Below are 17541 nucleotides of genomic sequence, written 5' to 3'. Positions count from 1 at the left end.
CGGTAACAGAGGCTCCACCATCTCCGGCCACTCGATAAAACAACGATTCCCGCTATAAAAATATTCCTCGTAACCGAAGTCCATGGCCTCCTCAATATTCTTCACCCGATAGAAATCGAAATGAAAAACCGAGTCTCCCGTGGCCGTCAGATACTCGTTTACGATAGCGAACGTCGGGGAATTCACATCATCCTCTATCCCCAAACACCCGGCTACCGCTTTCACGAAAGTGGTCTTTCCCACTCCCATCGGCCCGTACAAGGCATATATTGTGTTATTTCCGGTCCTTTCCAAAAACTCTTTTGCTACCCGATTCAAATCATCAACACCGTCAATTATCCAGCGCATAAACTTTCCTCTATTTTATGAATTGATTAATTACCTTTGTCATATACCCGATTGGAGTATACCACAAAGGTAATTATTAGTAAACGAAAAAACGAAACTAAAAGTTAGAATCTCCCCTACTTCTCAACTTCTTCAACGATCTCATCCTGTTGTCCGGCATCCGTGGTTTTCTCTTCCGTGGCGGCACCTTTCAGGAAAGTCGGTAGATTCAGCCCGGCCATGTTAAACAAATCATTCAACGGGGGAACTGATTTCATCATCCCCGAGATGAAGTTCGCCGTGGAGGTATTCCCGTTCCCGGCATTATTGCCATCCCAAACGGTAACCTTATCGATCTTGATATTCTTAACAGCCTCCACTTGTGTTCTCACCAGCTCCGGCAACTTATCGGTAATCAACATCATCACCGCCTTGTCGGGATCTCCGGCGGCGGCTTTCACGATTTGGGCATATCCTTCCGCCTGTTTTGTCAGCACCTCGTATAAACCTCGTGCCTCGGCATCCATCTTGGCAAAAATGGCATCAGCCTCTCCTTTCGCCAACCGGCGCAAACGTTCCGCCTCGGCCTCAGCATCTATAATCGCTTTCTCTTTGTCAATCTGTGCGGGAACCACGATATTAGCCGCTTGTGTGGCTTTTTCTCTTTCGGCACGAGCAATCTCGGCCTCTTTCTCTGCCATGTACGCCTCTTCCAAAGCCTTTGCAGCCTGCACTTTCTCTGCCGCGATAGCTTTACGGGCAGCCTCGGCCTCTCTCTCCCGACGGATTGCATCCGAATCGGCAATTAAAATCTTGGCATTGTTTTCTCCCTCCACCGCGGTTGCATTAGCCTCGGCCGTCCGGATACGAGTGTCCCGCACGGTTTCCGCAATACGAATATCTTTATCCCGATCTGCCTCGGCTTTACCGATCTCTCCAAATCGATTCTGCTCGGCCACGCTCTTCTTGGCATCATTGATCGCTTTCGCTGCTGCTTCTTTTCCCAAAGCCTCGATATACCCGGACTCATCCCGCAAGTCGGTCACGTTCACGTTGATCAGTTTCAAACCGATCTTCCGTAACTCGGCCTCCACGTTAGCACTCACGTTAGCCAAGAATTTATCCCGGTCGGAATTGATTTCCTCAATATCCATCGTGGCAATCACCAAACGTAACTGCCCGAAAAGAATATCCTTGGCCAAATCCTGAATATTTTCCTGCCGTTGCCCCAACAAACGCTCTGCCGCATTCGTCATGCTATCCGGTTCGGTAGAAATACCCACCGTAAAACGACAAGGCACATCTACCCGTATATTCTGTTTACTTAAAGCGTTCGTCAAATTACACTCGATAGAGATCGGAGTCAAGTCCAGAAATGAAAAACTCTGGAACACCGGCCAGATAAAAGCCGCCCCTCCATGAATACAACGTGCGGAACTCACACCCCCGGTCGCATTCTTACCGGTCCGCCCGTACACGACAAGAATCTTGTCTGACGGACAACGTTTATAACGGGACAATATCGCCGCAAACGTAACAAATAACACCGCCACGATGGCGACAATCAAATACAAACTACCTTCCATACTTTCCATATATTCCTAAGATTAATAATAAATAGTCATTTAAAAACGCTCCACCAGTAAGGTGTTGTCGTTTATCACTTCCACGACCCGAATCGGGGCTCCCGTCTCCAATTCCTCGCCTGCTGTCAGGGCATCAAATTCCCGGATGGCTCCCTGTATCGAGATTTGTACTTTCCCCTCTCCCCGTTTTTCTCCCGGAATCTTCAGGTACACGTTCCCTTTGCACCCCACGGCATTTGCCATGTTGATCGTCCCGCTTTGTTCCATGCGGCTCATGAATCTGAAAATAGCCATCACGGCCATCACTAGCAACACACCGATCACGGCCGACACGAGAATCAACACGAACTGGTTTTCTATCGCTTTTTCAAAAGAGATGATCGACCAACCGAACCCCAGTAGGAAATTGATGAAATTACGGAAAGTAAATAACTGGAAAGGACCGCTATCCCCGTCAGTCGCTGTATCCGCACTCACGTCAACATCCATCCCCCCATCCGTATCCATCCCGATAAAAGTCATGATTGTCTGGATAACAAATACCAAACTGGCACATAGCGTGATACACCACACCGATTGCATAAATAACCCCAGAGAACTCCACCATTCTTCCATTACATTCAATTTTAATTAGACGATATTCACTAACTTCCCCACAAGCACACTACTACACAAATATAGACATTTTTACAGGACTTCCTACCCTCCATTAAAATTAAATATACATTCTACCGATCCGGGTAAAATACAAGATTAAATATCTAAAAATAAAAGAATAACAAATCAAAACTAGAGTTTAAAGTTTATTAACTATAAAAATTAGTTTTAAAACTAAATATTTTAGTTCTTTGTTGCAAAAGAAATAAACCATGAAAGGATTAACTAGCAAAGAAGAAGAAATCATGGGCTTTTTCTGGGAGAAAGGCCCTCTATTCGTGAAACAGATGCTTGCATTTTACGAAGACCCGAAACCGCATTTCAACACGTTATCCACCATCGTGCGTGGGCTGGAAGAAAAAGGTTATCTCGCTCACGAAGTTTACGGGAACACCTATCAATATTACGCAATCATTAGTGAGGAAGAGTTCCGCAAAGGCACCTTGAAGAACGTGATCAGCAAATACTTCAACAACTCGTACCTCAGTGCCGTATCTTCACTCGTACAGGAAGAGGACATTTCATTGGAAGAATTGAAACAACTCATTTCCGAAGTAGAAAAAGCACACGATAAATAAACAATTTATGGGTACTTTCTTTGTCTATATACTAAAAACATCCATCTGTTTAACGGGATTCTACTTGTTTTACAGATTATTACTCAGCAAAGAGACTTTCCATCGTTTCAACCGGGTAGCATTACTGGGTATTCTACTGTTGTCCCTGCTTATCCCGTTCTGTGAAATAACCGTTCCCAAAGAATCGGAAGTACAACAAACATTAGTAACCATTGAACAGATTCTCACCCTGGCAGACCACGTTCCACAAACAGAAGTACAAGCCCTCCCTTCATCCATCCCGTTGTGGCTTCCCGTCCTGCTGTGTATTTATTTGCTGGGAATTCTTTTCTTCCTCGGACGTAATCTTTATTCACTGTTTCATATGCTCCGACTATTACATGGCGGAAGGCAGGAAAAGTTAGAAAAAGGTATTACCCTCATCATCCATGACAAGAATATCGCTCCCTTCAGTTGGATGAAATACGTGGTCATTTCCGAGAAAGATTTGCAGGAAAATAGCAAGGAAATTCTCATCCATGAAATGGCTCACGTACATAATCGACATTCCATCGACCTGTTGATCAGCGATATTTGTATCATTTTCCAATGGTTCAACCCTGCCTCCTGGCTCTTGAAACAGGAATTACAGAACATTCATGAATACGAGGCCGATGAAACGGTTATCCGTCAAGGCGTTAATGCGAAACAGTATCAATTATTATTAATAAAAAAAGCTGTCGGCACAAGGCTCTACTCTATGGCCAACAGCTTTAATCACAGTAAACTTAAAAAACGAATAACTATGATGTTAAAAGAAAAATCCAGTCCTTGGGCCCGGATGAAGTACCTCTACGTACTTCCCGTTGCGGCAATCACATTAACCGCTTTCGCTCGTCCCGAAATCTCGAACGAACTAAACGAGATTTCAACTATCAAAGTTAATGATATTACTTCAATTCTCGATGCAAAAGAAGTAAATAATTCCCTTATGGCCGTTGATACGGCTCAAAAAACAGTAATCACAGAATCAACCTTTAAATCCACCCTGCCAGAGGATTCTATTCAAAGCAAAACACAACACTTCTTTTTGAAAATGGAAAAAACGAAAGCTACTTCAGTTCCTCTCAAAATAGGTCAAATAACACTCCAAGATTCATGTATTAGTACAATACCAGAGATTCCCGTTCTATTTATTGTCAATGGCAAAGAAGTTTCTGTCGATTCCGTGAAAATGATTGATCCAAACAAAATTGAAACGATCACGATTCTAAAAGATAAATATGCTATCACCCAGTATGGAGAAAAAGGGAAAGAGGGCGTTGTTTCAATTACTTACACTTCCGGGAGTCCGGACAAAAAAGTAACCTCTTATAAACTGGCAGACGGCACCACAGTCTATTTAGAATCAGAAACGTCAACAACCGGTTCTTACGCGATCATCCACTCTAAAGATACGTCCAGCCTTAGAACCGTGAAACTAAAAGGTGAAGCTCGATTCAAGATTGTCGAAAAAGATTCCATCATCGAGTATCAAGTCACCAGTGACACGTTAAAATACGGTATTCAAAAGAAAAAAGAGAAGTAGTATCGTACTTTCTTCTTGTACTGAGAATGTGAATTACCAAACAGTTTTTCATTTAAGGAAAGAACAGGGGAAAGTTATCTTTCTCCTGTTCAATCAGATAAAACGGTATATCCATATTACCTTTTAATCCTCTATCCGTGAAAACCTGTATGAAAGCGTGTAATTCCCTTTCATGGGTATATTCTTGTCAAAATTTCGATCTCCGGTATAGAACGGATCACTGACATAATCATAAGTTTCTTGCAAAAAGTCCAGGGGAATATATTGAACAATTCTCACTTCCAAAATATCACCATCTTCCAAAATTCGAAAATCAACCTCTGCCGGGGCATAATTCTGGTAGTCTGGGGAAAAATTCAGGTTTACCTTGCTGAAATCCGTTCTTAAAACAGAACGATGTAATCCCCATTCATTCATTTCCGACGGTAGATAGATTTGTTCATTCACAATATCTCGAACTGTCACCTCTGCCCCATCACAAAAATAGTTAACCAAATCACCCGTGAGTTTATTCGTCCGGATAACGTTCTTCCCCCCAGTATTCTCGAATACTAAAATATCGGTCGCTACACATTCGGGCAGATTTTTCACACCCTCCGTATCCCCGGCCATACTAGCTGTACTTGTCACGTAGTCCTTGCTCGAAAACTCCTTGAATTTCCATGATCCGACAAGATCATCAAAATTAACAGGCCCATTTATCGTGATATATGCCCGGTTATTAGAAAGTGAAATCATAAAATTATCTGTTTCCACGAGGCGAAGAACAACTTTATTTTTTCCTTCCTCTTTCTTTAAGAACTTCAGTTTCACCCGAGCCATATAGTCATCCTTCTGGTAAATAAACTGTTTTTCCCCTCCTTCTATTTCATAATGGGTTCCCAATACAGCCGTGGAGGCCGGATCAATTTCGAAAGGGATGGAAATATCGTAAGAAGGACTCGTGTACTCGCGTCCTCCGATATGCAACAAAGCAGCAACCTCCATTTCCGTGTATAAATTATACTCCGTGGAGAGAAAAGACGACGTGAATGGACTTTTAGTTTCAATCGGAATCATCGTTTGCCTGTAAATACCGGGTACATATCCGGTAACCTCTTGCAATGTCAAATGAATTTCCCTTCCCTCGGTCATGTTCGTCACCGGGGTTATCGTTATGATGGCCGAATCTAACCCGGCCTGCACGACAAATTCATGAGCAGAAAGCGAATAATCAATTCCTTCCTCCCCGGTTCCCGCCACGGTAAAAGGAACGGTAATATCTGCCGGTGCGGGTTCAGACAAACGAATCTCTACATTCAAAGATTCACTGGCTGGGAGAATATAATAGGGCCTTCTAAAAGAAACATCCGGGCCTTTATTATCATCGTCCGAGCAACCTGCCATTCCAACCCAGCAACTAATAACTATCAATATAAACAATATTTTTCGCATGACTTTCTGTTTTATAAATTCACAATTATTCTTCATCCGCCCGATCTGCCACGGCTTGGTTGAAAATTGCTCTTTCTACCTCAAGAGCGTCTTGTTCCTCGTAAGTTAATCGTGAAGTAGGAATAACGATACTTGTATCAATCACATCCTCTATACGGGGTGTCAACTCATCGCTATTATCACAAGCCGATAATAAAAGAGAAAACAAGAAAATGCATAATATATATTTCATACCTTATAATTTTTAAATTATTCATAACCTTCATTCTGCACCAAATTCGGATTAACACGTAAATCCTGTTTCCATAGAGGGAACGTGTACAGGTATTTCCATGTCGTGGATTTTATCCCGTTATATCCTACCCAAAACTCCGGACGTCCGTTCCGTTTCAGTTCAAACCAACGATCACCCTCCATGTACAACTCCTTGCGCCGTTCATTCAATATCGAGGCCATCAGAGGAGTCAAAGCCTTACCTTCCGCATCAACCGTCACTAAAGCAGAATTATCAACTGCCGGCAAAGAAGACATCGTTAAAGGCACGTAATCCGTGATCCGTTTCGCCCGCAAACTATTCAAATACAACAAAGCATTATCCTCATCCTGTAAATGAGCGTAACTTTCCGCCATGATCAAACACATTTCCGCGGAACGAATTTGCATATTCAATCTCTTGGTGTTCAAAAATGTCTTATCAAAGAATAACTTGTAACGAATATCCTTTTCTTTCTCCTTAAACAGTTCCGCAAATTTAAGACTCACGGGCCGACGACGTGAATCCGTGGAATAACGGGTTTTGAAAGCCGTAGACAAAGTTCCCCTGTTGTATGAACATAAAATCACGTTTCCCGGTTTCGTCGTGAAAGGCGGTGTTGACTGGATCATAGCCTCATACTCCTCTCCTTCAATCAACGGGTATTTATCTAAAAGTTCTTTGGCCGTCGCCACTGCATTTTTCCAATCTTGCGCCCAGAAATAAGTTCTTGCCAAATAAGCCTTGGCCACGTCAACCGTGAATATATATTCCTCGTCGATCTGATTCAAAGAGATGGCCCTTTTCAAATCTTCAATGATAAAATCCACGGTTTCCTGTATATTCCCTCGCCCCGGTTTTGCCTCCATATCGAAATGATCCACGATCGGGACACCCATGATTTCGGTTGCCCTTTGTTTTTCGTAAGGCTCGCACAATTCCCGCATCATATTATAATACAACACCGCACGCAAGGTGTAGGCTACTGCCGTGATCTTTTTATCCAACTCCGAATCCTTTTCTTTTACATTATCCAGCACGACATTCGCATCCCTCACGACTTGGAATAAATTATTAAACCGGTATATTGCAGAACCGATATAAGACCCCACGTAAATCGGAGTATACGAATTACTAACCGATTTAGAAAGGCTGGCATTCAGATTATCGGAAAAACATTCCCAGCGAAGTACATCATTAAAATTTCCCAGAATCTTATCGGATGTACTGGCCTCTATGTTATACAAATGCGTGTGTATCAAAGACGCGTAATCCTCCGTCGTCTCCGGTAATATCTCCCCGTAAGTCTTCGTTTCCAGATATTCATCACAGGACACGCAAAACCCGGAAAAAATCAGTAAAATATAAACAATATATCTTTTCATAACCTGCTATTTTTAAAAACCGATATTAATTCCCAATGCTATCGAACGCGTGATCGGATAAGTCGTTCCGGGAGTCTCCGGGTCAATACCCGAATAATTCGTGAACGTGAAGAAATTACTCATCATGAACGAAAAGCCCAACGACGATACCCCCACGTGGGTTAACCAGCGTTTCGGTAAGTTATAACTCAATGAAATATCCCGGATTCTCAAATAAGAAACATCTTCCAAGAAACTACCAAGTGTAACACTTGATGATGTCGGGTTATATTGATCCAGGTATAATTTATTCCCGAAAGGATCAATAATTCTGGGATACTTGGCATCAATATTATTCTTTGTCCAGCGATCCGTCATCTCCTTTCTCACGTTCAAGTGATTTCGATACAGATCACTATAAGCCGTCTGTGGTTTCTCCTGCGCATCATATGAACCGGAAACACTCTCGTAGCTCACGGGAGAAGAAATCTGATTGTTAATCTTTGCCCCGAAAGAATAGGAACCTCCAACACTGCATGACAAATTCTTATAACTGAAACGTAGAGTAAACCCGCCCGTGATCGGGGCTATGGATGTCCCCAAATAATAACGGTAATTTACAAGAGATTTTAAATCAGAAGCCTCATTCACCACAGCGTCTGGACGCAATTTATACATATAAATCCCGTCATAGGGATCAATCCCCAGTTCTTTTCCACCAAAAATAGATTCCAACGGGTAACCGACATATTTCCCTTCACTGACGGTTCCCGATGGAGAAGAAAATTTTGACAGCACGTTTCTGTTCCAAGCTATATTTCCAGAGAAACTCAACTTATAATCCCGACGATCGATAACCTTCACGCCTAAAGTCGCTTCCACCCCTTTATTCTCTATATCCGACGCGTTATAACTCTGAGCATTATACCCAGTTGAAGAAACGACCCGTACACGTGAAATTACATCCGTACTCTTCCGCCAGTACCCCTCAACTAACCCGGTAACACGGTCATCAAACAAACCAAAATCCAAAGCCACCTTCATATCCCTTGTCTTCTCCCAACGCAAATGGGGATTCGGGGCCTTATTAATGGATCCCATGATCAGATTATTCCAATATCTACTGGTGTTATACTTGATCACAAGTTCCTTCAAAGTTCCCTGCACGACATTTCCGGTAAATCCGGTTGCCACCCGAAGAGTCAACCGGCTTAACACCGGATGTAAAGATTGCATAAAATTCTCATCATCCACGTGCCAAGCAAATCCTAATGACCATGTCGGGTTAAACTGTTCCTTACTACCGAAATTATTCGAACCATCCGTACGGAAAGAGGCATTCAGTATATAACGTCCCAGGTAGGCATATTCTGTGGACGCGTAAAAAGAAGCATACTTATTCTCCGACCGGGACATTCCGGACAATCCATCGATCAAACTCGTGTACCAGCTCGATCCATAAGTATTATCATCTTCCGGTGGTTCAGGCATACTCGCCAATCCCGTTTTCTCATCATACCCGTAACGTTTCACCGCAACACGTTTACTTTTAGAACCGCGTAACTCAGCCCCGGCTAACACGTTAAGATAATGATCCTCAAACGTATTCGTGTATGAAAAATGTCCGCGTACGTTATATTGTTCCCCGTCCGTAGTAGACTGGGATATAGAACCGTATAGATTCTGGGTATTATTATTCTTGTCAAAACTCAACCGATCCTCGAAAGCGGCATACGACTCACGTCCCAAAATACTTTCCTCCCGGTTATTCGTGTAGCCATAAGAAGCCAACCCGGAAAAAGTCAATGTTTTAAGAATTTCAACATCCAGGCTAAATTGTCCGGATACAGAGAATTTCTTTCCTTCACTGGAAGTTTCCTCCATCTCCCGCAATATATTAAACCCGGCCGTGGGTTGATTTTCCGGCGTTTTCGTACCTTCATTAATAGAAGTCAGATTAAAATAAGTCATATCAGGCCGAAAACTACCATCTTCGTTATATGGACGCTCGTACGGATTAGCAAAATAAGCGTATTTAAACGGATCAACATTCATACTGGGCCCATCAGATACAAGATTCGATACCCGTAAGCCCATTCCCATCTTTACCCGTGTCGATGGAGATGCATTAATTTTCAAATTCACCGTGTACCGGTCATAACTATCCTCTTTCAACAAACCATCTTGATGAGCGTACCCTACCGAGGCATAATAAGCAAGCATATTTCCACCCCCGGAAAAAGAAAAATTATGCGTCATATCAAAAGAATTTCTGAATATAACGTCAAACCAATCCGTGGAATGAGATGCCAAATCACGGATATACGCATCTTGCTCGCTCGCCGTCATCGGTTCGAAATCCTCATCGGTCCATAACGTCCCGTTACGTCCGAGTTTGTTGGAACGTAACATCCCGACAATACCGACTACCGGGTAGTGAGCCGCATCAGACGCGTATCGATCTGCCGCAAACTCATCCCATAACTCCTGTTCCCACGCCAACTTTTCCGAGGCGTTCATCAATCCGGCATCCCGTTGAGGTTTCAAGCCGAGTCCGAAATGAGCCGAATAATTCATTCTCATTTTTCCCGGAGTCCCCTGTTTCGTCGTTACGACAATGACACCTCCCGCAGCCCGTGAACCGTAAATAGCGGCAGCGGCAGCATCTTTCAAGAACGTGATATTCTCAATATCATTCGGGTTAATACCCGCTATTCCATTCACGAAAATCTCGTTAAAGTTTTCTGACTTCACTTGATCCAACGAAATTTCAGGTAACTCATCCTGCACGGGAACCCCGTCAATTACCCACAAGGGTTCCGCGTTACCGGTAATCGTATTTGTTCCCCGAATCCTAACTTTAGCTGACGAGCCGGGACGTCCTGAACTTGCCGTCACGGCCACCCCGGCAACCAGACCTTGTAATAAATTATCCACGGACGTCGGAATCCGATTTTCCAGATCCTCTCTTCCCAACACGGCCACGGACCCCGCCGCACGTCGCTTGGTCGTCGTCCCGTAACCCGTGATAACAACCTCCTCCAATTCGTCCACTTTCTCTTCCATCACAACACGTACTTCTTTACGGACATCATTAACAGCAACCTCCTGGGACTTCATTCCGACAAAAGAAAATACAAGGACAACACTCTTCCGGTTCATAACAGGCAAGGTGAAACGTCCTGCCGTATCCGTCACGACACCCGAAGTCGTTCCCTTGATCAACACGGTCACTCCCGGTAAAACATTCCCGCGGGTATCCTGCACGATACCCTTTAGTAATTCCTGTTCAACGGTTTGACGACTTTCTCCCTTCACCCGCACAATGGCGATAACATCATTCACCAACTCGTAAGTATACCCGCTACCTTGCAATATACTTGTTAATAAATCACCTAAACTGACATTTTTCAAATGCAGGGAAACATTACCCACTCGTTCCAAATCATTTCCATTGTAAAGGAAACCTTTTCCTGTCAACTGTTCCACCTTCTTAATGCACGTTTTCAAATTGGCATTTTCCACCCTATACTCAGCGACTTGTTGAGCTTTTATCCCGGAAAATCCATTCAAATGAAACGCAAAAAGAAAAATCAGTAAATACTTCATGGCAAGAAATGTCCGATTTCCTCTCAAAGGAATGACTAATTCCCTACACCTTGTCTTTTTTTTCATAACTTTGTAGAGTTTACTTTGTTAAACATTACATGAGATTGGCAGAGGGTTGTGGTAAGCTATTCTGCCTTTCTCTCTTATTTATCTATATAAATTACTTTTCCATCCACTGTAATTTTCAAATCGGAAACCCGTTTTATTAAATCAATGATAATCATCATATTATCAAACCGAGGTAATTTACCAGTAAAAACTTCCTGCCTAGCCTCGGTATTAGCATAAAAAACCTGTACATTATACCATCTTTGTAATATCATAAAAACTTCCTCCACCGTGTGATTATCAAACTGGAAAAAGCCCTCACGCCAAGAAACGAACACATCGGTATCCACGTTCCGAATTTCCATTTTTCGGCTCTCCCGGTGAAACAATAACTGTTCACCCGGTAAAAGATCCTGCTCGTTTTCCGGATTCATACAGTCAGTCAACCGCACTTGCCCGCTGCAAAGCGTGGTTAGCGCTAACGGAGAATCCGCATAAGCCGAAATATTAAAAGAAGTTCCTAGTACACGTACGTTAAACTCATCCGTTCTCACGATAAACGGTTTATTTTTATTTTCCGCCACTTCGAAATAAGCTTCCCCTTTCAACTCGACTTCTCGCAAATCGCCACCGAAAGCCACCGGATAACGTAATTCAGACATTGCATTCAGCCAAACCTTCGTACCATCTGATAACGTCAAAGAATATTCTCCTCCTAACGGGGTTCGAATCATGTTATATTCGTCGATTGTCACACTATCTTTTTTCTCTTCGTAATAAACCACATTCCCCTTTACTTGGATATTGGAACTTCTTTCCCGCAATTTCATTTCCATCCCCTCATGCAGATCTACTTTTTGGCCATTTGCCAAAATCAATTCCGCATGTTTCCCCCCGGCCGACAAAACAACCGGTATCTCTTCCCGAACTTCCCCCGTATGATTCACCAATAAACAAACAAATACCCCGAACAAAAACAACACGGCAGCAACATATGGCAGATTCTTTTTCATTCTTCGATTCAAATCATTCTGATACAAACGGTGTTGATTTCGTCTAAAAGCTTCCTCAACATCCACGCTCTTGTATTGCTCGTATTTATGTTTCAACTCAATAGCAGAAGACAATTTCTGATAAAGAACTCGATTCTGGTCATTTCCCCGCAACCATTCTTGCAAGACAAGGTTTTCCCCTTCTGTCAAAGTCCCCAAAACAGACTTAACAATTATACTCCTAATCTTCTCGTTATCCACATTCATACCATCTTATATTTTTCATACATACACACGAAACGAGAAAACGTGCAAATCATTTCCCTATTTTTTCTGAAAAAATAATCTTCATTATTCACTACAACCATTAAAATCCTGATCTACAACGAAATAGATCCTAAATCTATACAATAACACATTATTCCCACAAATTCTATAATTACACCACATCAAGTGTAATAAAATGTTATAAAATTATGATCAAATTCTTATCATCATGTTACCCGCTCCCATTCCGCTCCCATTCCCGTCCTACTCCGCTCCTATTATTATAACAATATATTATACTTACATAGCAAATATTAACATGATAATAAGTATATAATAATAATTTGATGACATGATAAACACGACTTGTAAACTTTGACAAAATAGTCCGGACATTTATCTTTTTATGAACCTTCAATAAAAAAAAATGAACTCACAAATCACACCAATAACATATTACCCCCAAAACATAAAAACTGATAACATTATTTTGTAGTAACTCTTTACCTCTTCTCAACTGACTCCTGACGGTTTCCTCTGATATCTGAAGCTTATCAGCAATTTTTTGATTTTCTTCCCCGTCCAGTTTCAATAAAAAAATTTGGCGACAACGTTCAGGCAGTTTCTGAATAGCAGCATACAACTCTCTATACACCTCTTCTTCCATCATCTCCCGCAAGAAATCCTCATCAGATTGTTTTTCAAAACCTTCGATAGAAACAGAACGGGAATCTCTTAAATAATTTAACGAACGATTCCGCACAGAACTATAAATATAAGCATGAAAGGACTTGTCATTTATCAACCTCTTACGATCCTCCCACAAACGACAAAAAAAATCCTGAATAATATCTTCTGAGGCCTCCCGGTTCTTCGTGAATTTTATGGAATAAAATAATAAAGGTGTGTAAAATTCATGAAACAAAGTCGCATACGCCTTTCTATCACCATTTGACACTTGTTTCACTAATATTTTCATGGACTTCATCATAACCTTTTATTAAAATATCACACCCATCATCAAGACAATATCTGTCTAAAACCTCCAAATTTTTCTCTTGATATTAACAATTTTCGGATGCAAATATCAAATTTATTAATAAAAATGACAATCCCTATATATAATGAAAAAAGAAAGTCCACTCACAAACAATAGGGAAAACTCCTTCTTGTTATATAAAACAACGAACCACCCCTTACGGAGTGGTTCGTAATCTTTTTCATTTACCTGAATAAATCAATACTCGTCCTCGTTAAAGAAAAAGTCATCTTTACTCGGATAGTCTGGCCAAATATCTTCAATACTTTCAAATATTTCCTCATCATCCTCGATATCCTGAAGATTTTCGATCACTTCCATAGGTGCCCCGGAACGAATGGCGTAGTCTATCAACTCATCTTTTGATGCTGGCCAAGGCGCATCTTCCAATTTAGAGGCAAGTTCTAGTGTCCAATACATAGTTATATCGTTTTTAATGTAATTTCTTATTTTTGCCGCGAATATATAGTTTATTTCTAATAATACAACTTCTTTTTCCTAATAAGAAGTTATTTAGACACATTAAATCTAATGTGTCGCCATAAATAACGCAAAACGATTTAAATTGTTACACTAAAAACTATTCATCATCGGAGAAATGAATCAACACTTTTCGATACGTGTTGAATATCTTCGCTTTAGAAACAAAACCAATATATTTATGATCTTGAAGGACGGGTAGATTCCACGCTTTTGAATCCTCGAATTTCTTCATAACAACCTCCATCGAGTCGTTGATGTCAATCACCACGGAAGGCGTTGTCATGAAATCCCGCACGTAAGTTTTCGAATACAATTCTTGATTAAACATCACTTTACGAATGTCATCCAGCAAAACAATCCCCAGCAATTGCTGGTTGGAATTCAAAACAGGGAATAAATTCCGGCTCGATTTGGAAACCACCTTTACCAGATCACCTAATGTCGCGTCCACCTCGATCGTCTTGAAATCCGTTTCCACCACCTTGTTCAATTTCATCAAAGTCAACACGGCTTTATCCTTATTATGAGTCAACAGGTCTCCCTGCATGGCTAAACGACGGGCATAAATAGAATAAGGTTCCATCCCTTGACTGGTCAGGTAAGAAATAACCGAGGTCAGCATCAAAGGTAGGAATAAGGCATAACCTCCCGAAATCTCGGCAATCAAGAACATGGCTGTTAACGGGGCCTTCATGACCCCGGACATCGTTCCCGCCATTCCCGCCAAGACGAAATGACTGGGTTCCACGATACGGATTCCGCTCATATTAATCAACATCGCCAACAAATACCCGGCAACACCACCCGTGAACAAACTCGGAGCAAAAACACCACCAACACCCCCACTACCATTGGTTAAGGCCGTGGCAATCACTTTTACGAATATCAACCCGACCACGAAAAGAATCATCATCCAGGCACTATCCCGAAAACCGAAGAAATAGGTATTATTCAATAATTTATCGGAATGTCCGGCCATCATGTCATCCAAAGCCGTGTAACCTTCACCGTATAGAGGGGGAAACACGAAAATAATGACACCTAACAAGGCTCCACCAATAGCTATTCTTTTCCATGTATGCTTGATACGCCCTAAGAATTGTTCTACCCGGAGATTCATCCGAACGAAATACACGGACAACACCCCGGCAAAGATTCCCAGTATAACGTAGTAAGGGAAATTGGCCATCACGAATTTATCCGTGATCTGGTAGGAAAACACGAAACCATCCCCCATGAGGAAGAATGTAACCACGTACGAGGTAATAGCCGTGAACATCAACGGCACCAACGAGGCCATCGTCAAATCAAGCATCAACACCTCCATCGTGAATACAATCCCGGCAATCGGAGCTTTAAAGATTCCGGCAATGGCACCTGCCGCACCACAACCGATCATCAAGGTCATCACCTTGTAGTTCATCCGAAACAAGCGTGCCAGATTCGAACCAATGGACGCCCCGGTCAACACGATGGTAGCCTCCGTCCCGACCGATCCACCAAAACCGATGGTCAGGGTACTGGCAATCATCGAGGTATAGTTGTTGTGTGGCTTGATCATACTATTGCGACGGGAAATAGCATACAATACCTTTGTCACACCATGACTGATTCCCTCTTTCACGAAAAATTTCACAAATAATGTCGTCAGCAATATTCCGATAAAAGGGTATATAAAGAAAAGTAAGTTACCACTGTCCACCTGCATTCGTTCCGTGAAAAACATATGAGTAAAATGTACCATATTTTTCAGCACAACTCCCGCCAAGCCGGTAACAATACCAACCAGAATACTCAACATGACAATAAATTGCTTCTCTTTGATATAACGGACCCGCCACACCAAAAATTTCCCCAATAACCCCTTTTCGTTAATCGCCGCCATGATCTAAAAGTGTATCAAACTATTTTTTCATTATACCTTTTATAGAACCATATTGCGGGTAGAAATCAATAGAAATACCTTCGTTATTGATGACATCCAAAGGGAATTGCTTGATGAATCCGAGTTGTGGTATAACACACCGAACAGTCATCACGGTCTCTTTTCCTTTCAGCAAACACAAATCGGCAACAGCCGGTTCTCGATAAGAGAGAGACGGAACCGGACGGGAATTCCCTGCCTGTTGGGCATCTTTTTTCGGAACATAGATATTTTTCAATTCAACAATATAAGGGATAGCAGACACGTTATTTCTTGCCGTGATCCCGTCGTTCGCAGAAAAACGGAACAAAACAATCGATTCATCGGCTTTTTCCGGAACAAAAGAGATGGTTTTAACCACTTCACGGGTTTCCCTTTTTCCCATGAACAAACTCATGTAATTTGCCTCAAGTTCATCCAGAGCTTTTAAAGCTTCTGACGTGGCCGAACCTCCGGCCAGTAATTCCAATCTCTTTTTACGAATATTGAATATCTCTGACGTGATCTCATCCACGTAATCTTTATTTTCTTTTAACACATGCCGTTCTATCGGGTCCCATACCCGGCGCATCTCACCTTCAACTTCCATCTCCGTGAAATTGGAATCAAGAACTTCCTTCTGGGTGGAACGAATACCGAAATACACGTAATTAATACCTGTTCCCACGCTTTTCTCCTTTTCCTCGTAAACAATCTCTTCGTCACGAGTTTGGTTCGTGATGCCACTTCCCACACCGGCTAAAAAGCCTTCAGGAGTTACATTCAATAAAATAGAGTTATATTCTCCGACAGCATTCACAGTATAAGAAGCTTTCGGATCAGGCAAGGCCTGCGGAATAAATTTGATGTTTTTAATCATCCATTCTTCGCCTTCACTCGTGATTTCCGGAGAAACACCTAACTGTTGTTCGGCATATTGTCGGAAAGGCCCCGGAATCAAACGACTACATTCCATCGTAACAACCACGTCGTAACTGATCTTTGGTAAAGTATAATCAACTGACACCTGCGTGGTCAATTCTCTCTTTTTCTGTCCCGAAACAGACAGGGATACTAATCCCACTAACCCGATTATAAAAAATAACTTTTTCATCTTTCTATCGCTGTTTAGCCATATTATATGTTTCCATCTTTTTCCACACCCAACCCAGTTTATCGGCAATGTCCCCGGCACGTGTACCTCTCATTCCCTGCTCTTCCGCAACCAAATCACCAGCCCAACCGTGGGCATATACCCCGATTATCGCCGCATCCAATGACGAATGTCCACTTGCCAGTAAAGCCGCAATAATACCCGTCAACACGTCTCCTGCTCCCCCTTTAGCCATTCCCGGGTTACCTGTCATGTTAAAGTAACATTCACCCTCCGGGGTAGCTATTATTGTATGCGCACCTTTCAGCACGACATACACT

Annotated in this window: 15 protein-coding genes; 2 read left to right on the top strand and 13 right to left on the bottom strand. The window is 42.2% G+C overall.

Translation table 11 applies throughout. The annotated features are described in order from the left end of the window. The 3 genes from tsaE to AB5542_RS19275 form a co-directional block, all read right to left on the bottom strand. Window positions 1-348 (bottom strand): tRNA (adenosine(37)-N6)-threonylcarbamoyltransferase complex ATPase subunit type 1 TsaE (gene tsaE / locus AB5542_RS19285; RefSeq protein ID WP_368243349.1); only part of this gene is annotated, 348 nt, incomplete at its 3' end. A 116-nt stretch (window positions 349-464) separates the two neighbouring features. Beyond that, complete coding sequence (locus AB5542_RS19280; protein WP_087420613.1) at window positions 465-1913, bottom strand: flotillin family protein; 1449 nt, start codon at window positions 1911-1913, stop codon at window positions 465-467. Between the two features lie 39 nt (window positions 1914-1952). Next, on the bottom strand, window positions 1953-2528 hold the full coding sequence (locus AB5542_RS19275; RefSeq protein WP_279040429.1) for a hypothetical protein: 576 nt from the start codon (window positions 2526-2528) through the stop codon (window positions 1953-1955). Between the two features lie 254 nt (window positions 2529-2782). On the opposite strand from AB5542_RS19275, the gene AB5542_RS19270 reads away from it, so the two are divergent. Both AB5542_RS19270 and AB5542_RS19265 read left to right on the top strand, forming a co-directional pair. Further along, the gene (locus AB5542_RS19270; RefSeq protein WP_027202699.1) at window positions 2783-3148 is read left to right on the top strand and encodes a BlaI/MecI/CopY family transcriptional regulator; all 366 of its coding nucleotides are present in this window, start codon (window positions 2783-2785) and stop codon (window positions 3146-3148) included. A 7-nt stretch (window positions 3149-3155) separates the two neighbouring features. Next, window positions 3156-4715 carry a M56 family metallopeptidase gene (locus AB5542_RS19265; RefSeq protein WP_279040431.1) on the top strand — a complete coding sequence of 520 codons (1560 nt, stop codon included), beginning with the start codon at window positions 3156-3158 and terminating at the stop codon, window positions 4713-4715. Between the two features lie 123 nt (window positions 4716-4838). Here the strand turns inward: AB5542_RS19265 and AB5542_RS19260 are convergent, their stop codons facing one another. From AB5542_RS19260 to AB5542_RS19215, 10 genes are all read right to left on the bottom strand, one after another. Next, window positions 4839-6149, bottom strand: a complete 1311-nt coding sequence (locus tag AB5542_RS19260) for a hypothetical protein (RefSeq protein WP_195666733.1) — start codon at window positions 6147-6149, stop codon at window positions 4839-4841. 25 nt (window positions 6150-6174) lie between these two features. Beyond that, window positions 6175-6381 (bottom strand): hypothetical protein, encoded by a 207-nt coding sequence (locus AB5542_RS19255; RefSeq protein ID WP_087419950.1) that lies wholly within the window; start codon window positions 6379-6381, stop codon window positions 6175-6177. A 17-nt stretch (window positions 6382-6398) separates the two neighbouring features. Then, window positions 6399-7787, bottom strand: a complete 1389-nt coding sequence (locus tag AB5542_RS19250; protein ID WP_087419949.1) for a RagB/SusD family nutrient uptake outer membrane protein — start codon at window positions 7785-7787, stop codon at window positions 6399-6401. Window positions 7788-7799: 12 nt separating this feature from the next. Continuing rightward, window positions 7800-11441 carry a SusC/RagA family TonB-linked outer membrane protein gene (locus AB5542_RS19245; RefSeq protein ID WP_270542508.1) on the bottom strand — a complete coding sequence of 1214 codons (3642 nt, stop codon included), beginning with the start codon at window positions 11439-11441 and terminating at the stop codon, window positions 7800-7802. Between the two features lie 77 nt (window positions 11442-11518). After that, window positions 11519-12682, bottom strand: coding sequence for a FecR family protein (locus AB5542_RS19240; RefSeq protein WP_118304993.1), 1164 nt, complete (start codon window positions 12680-12682; stop codon window positions 11519-11521). A 433-nt stretch (window positions 12683-13115) separates the two neighbouring features. Continuing rightward, entirely contained in the window at window positions 13116-13673 is a 558-nt protein-coding gene (locus tag AB5542_RS19235; RefSeq protein WP_087419946.1) for an RNA polymerase sigma factor, read from the bottom strand. A gap of 246 nt (window positions 13674-13919) precedes the next feature. Continuing rightward, a complete protein-coding gene (locus tag AB5542_RS19230) occupies window positions 13920-14141 on the bottom strand; it encodes a DUF2795 domain-containing protein (RefSeq protein ID WP_009135471.1) in 222 nt (73 codons plus the stop codon). A gap of 160 nt (window positions 14142-14301) precedes the next feature. Beyond that, the gene (locus AB5542_RS19225) at window positions 14302-16089 is read right to left on the bottom strand and encodes a chloride channel protein (protein WP_087419945.1); all 1788 of its coding nucleotides are present in this window, start codon (window positions 16087-16089) and stop codon (window positions 14302-14304) included. 19 nt (window positions 16090-16108) lie between these two features. Continuing rightward, the gene (locus tag AB5542_RS19220) at window positions 16109-17221 is read right to left on the bottom strand and encodes a DUF4831 family protein (protein WP_279040437.1); all 1113 of its coding nucleotides are present in this window, start codon (window positions 17219-17221) and stop codon (window positions 16109-16111) included. 4 nt (window positions 17222-17225) lie between these two features. Next, the coding region (locus AB5542_RS19215; RefSeq protein WP_368243347.1) for an NAD(P)H-hydrate dehydratase at window positions 17226-17541 on the bottom strand (316 nt) is incomplete at its 5' end.

This window comes from Butyricimonas sp. RTP31003st1_G1_RTP31003_210430, assembly GCF_040920905.1.
In the GTDB taxonomy this organism is placed as follows: domain Bacteria; phylum Bacteroidota; class Bacteroidia; order Bacteroidales; family Marinifilaceae; genus Butyricimonas; species Butyricimonas paravirosa.
This window is presented reverse-complemented; position numbering and strand designations above follow the sequence as displayed.

Coding starts and splice junctions, on each gene's coding strand:
- AB5542_RS19245 (WP_270542508.1), bottom strand. CDS start 11,441: ATGAAAAAAAAGACAAGGTGTAGGGAATTAGTCATTCCTTTGAGAGGA.
- AB5542_RS19275 (WP_279040429.1), bottom strand. CDS start 2,528: ATGGAAGAATGGTGGAGTTCTCTGGGGTTATTTATGCAATCGGTGTGG.
- AB5542_RS19230 (WP_009135471.1), bottom strand. CDS start 14,141: ATGTATTGGACACTAGAACTTGCCTCTAAATTGGAAGATGCGCCTTGG.
- AB5542_RS19240 (WP_118304993.1), bottom strand. CDS start 12,682: ATGAATGTGGATAACGAGAAGATTAGGAGTATAATTGTTAAGTCTGTT.
- AB5542_RS19255 (WP_087419950.1), bottom strand. CDS start 6,381: ATGAAATATATATTATGCATTTTCTTGTTTTCTCTTTTATTATCGGCT.
- AB5542_RS19220 (WP_279040437.1), bottom strand. CDS start 17,221: ATGAAAAAGTTATTTTTTATAATCGGGTTAGTGGGATTAGTATCCCTG.
- AB5542_RS19250 (WP_087419949.1), bottom strand. CDS start 7,787: ATGAAAAGATATATTGTTTATATTTTACTGATTTTTTCCGGGTTTTGC.
- AB5542_RS19235 (WP_087419946.1), bottom strand. CDS start 13,673: ATGATGAAGTCCATGAAAATATTAGTGAAACAAGTGTCAAATGGTGAT.
- AB5542_RS19260 (WP_195666733.1), bottom strand. CDS start 6,149: ATGCGAAAAATATTGTTTATATTGATAGTTATTAGTTGCTGGGTTGGA.
- AB5542_RS19225 (WP_087419945.1), bottom strand. CDS start 16,089: ATGGCGGCGATTAACGAAAAGGGGTTATTGGGGAAATTTTTGGTGTGG.
- AB5542_RS19280 (WP_087420613.1), bottom strand. CDS start 1,913: ATGGAAGGTAGTTTGTATTTGATTGTCGCCATCGTGGCGGTGTTATTT.
- AB5542_RS19270 (WP_027202699.1), top strand. CDS start 2,783: ATGAAAGGATTAACTAGCAAAGAAGAAGAAATCATGGGCTTTTTCTGG.
- AB5542_RS19265 (WP_279040431.1), top strand. CDS start 3,156: ATGGGTACTTTCTTTGTCTATATACTAAAAACATCCATCTGTTTAACG.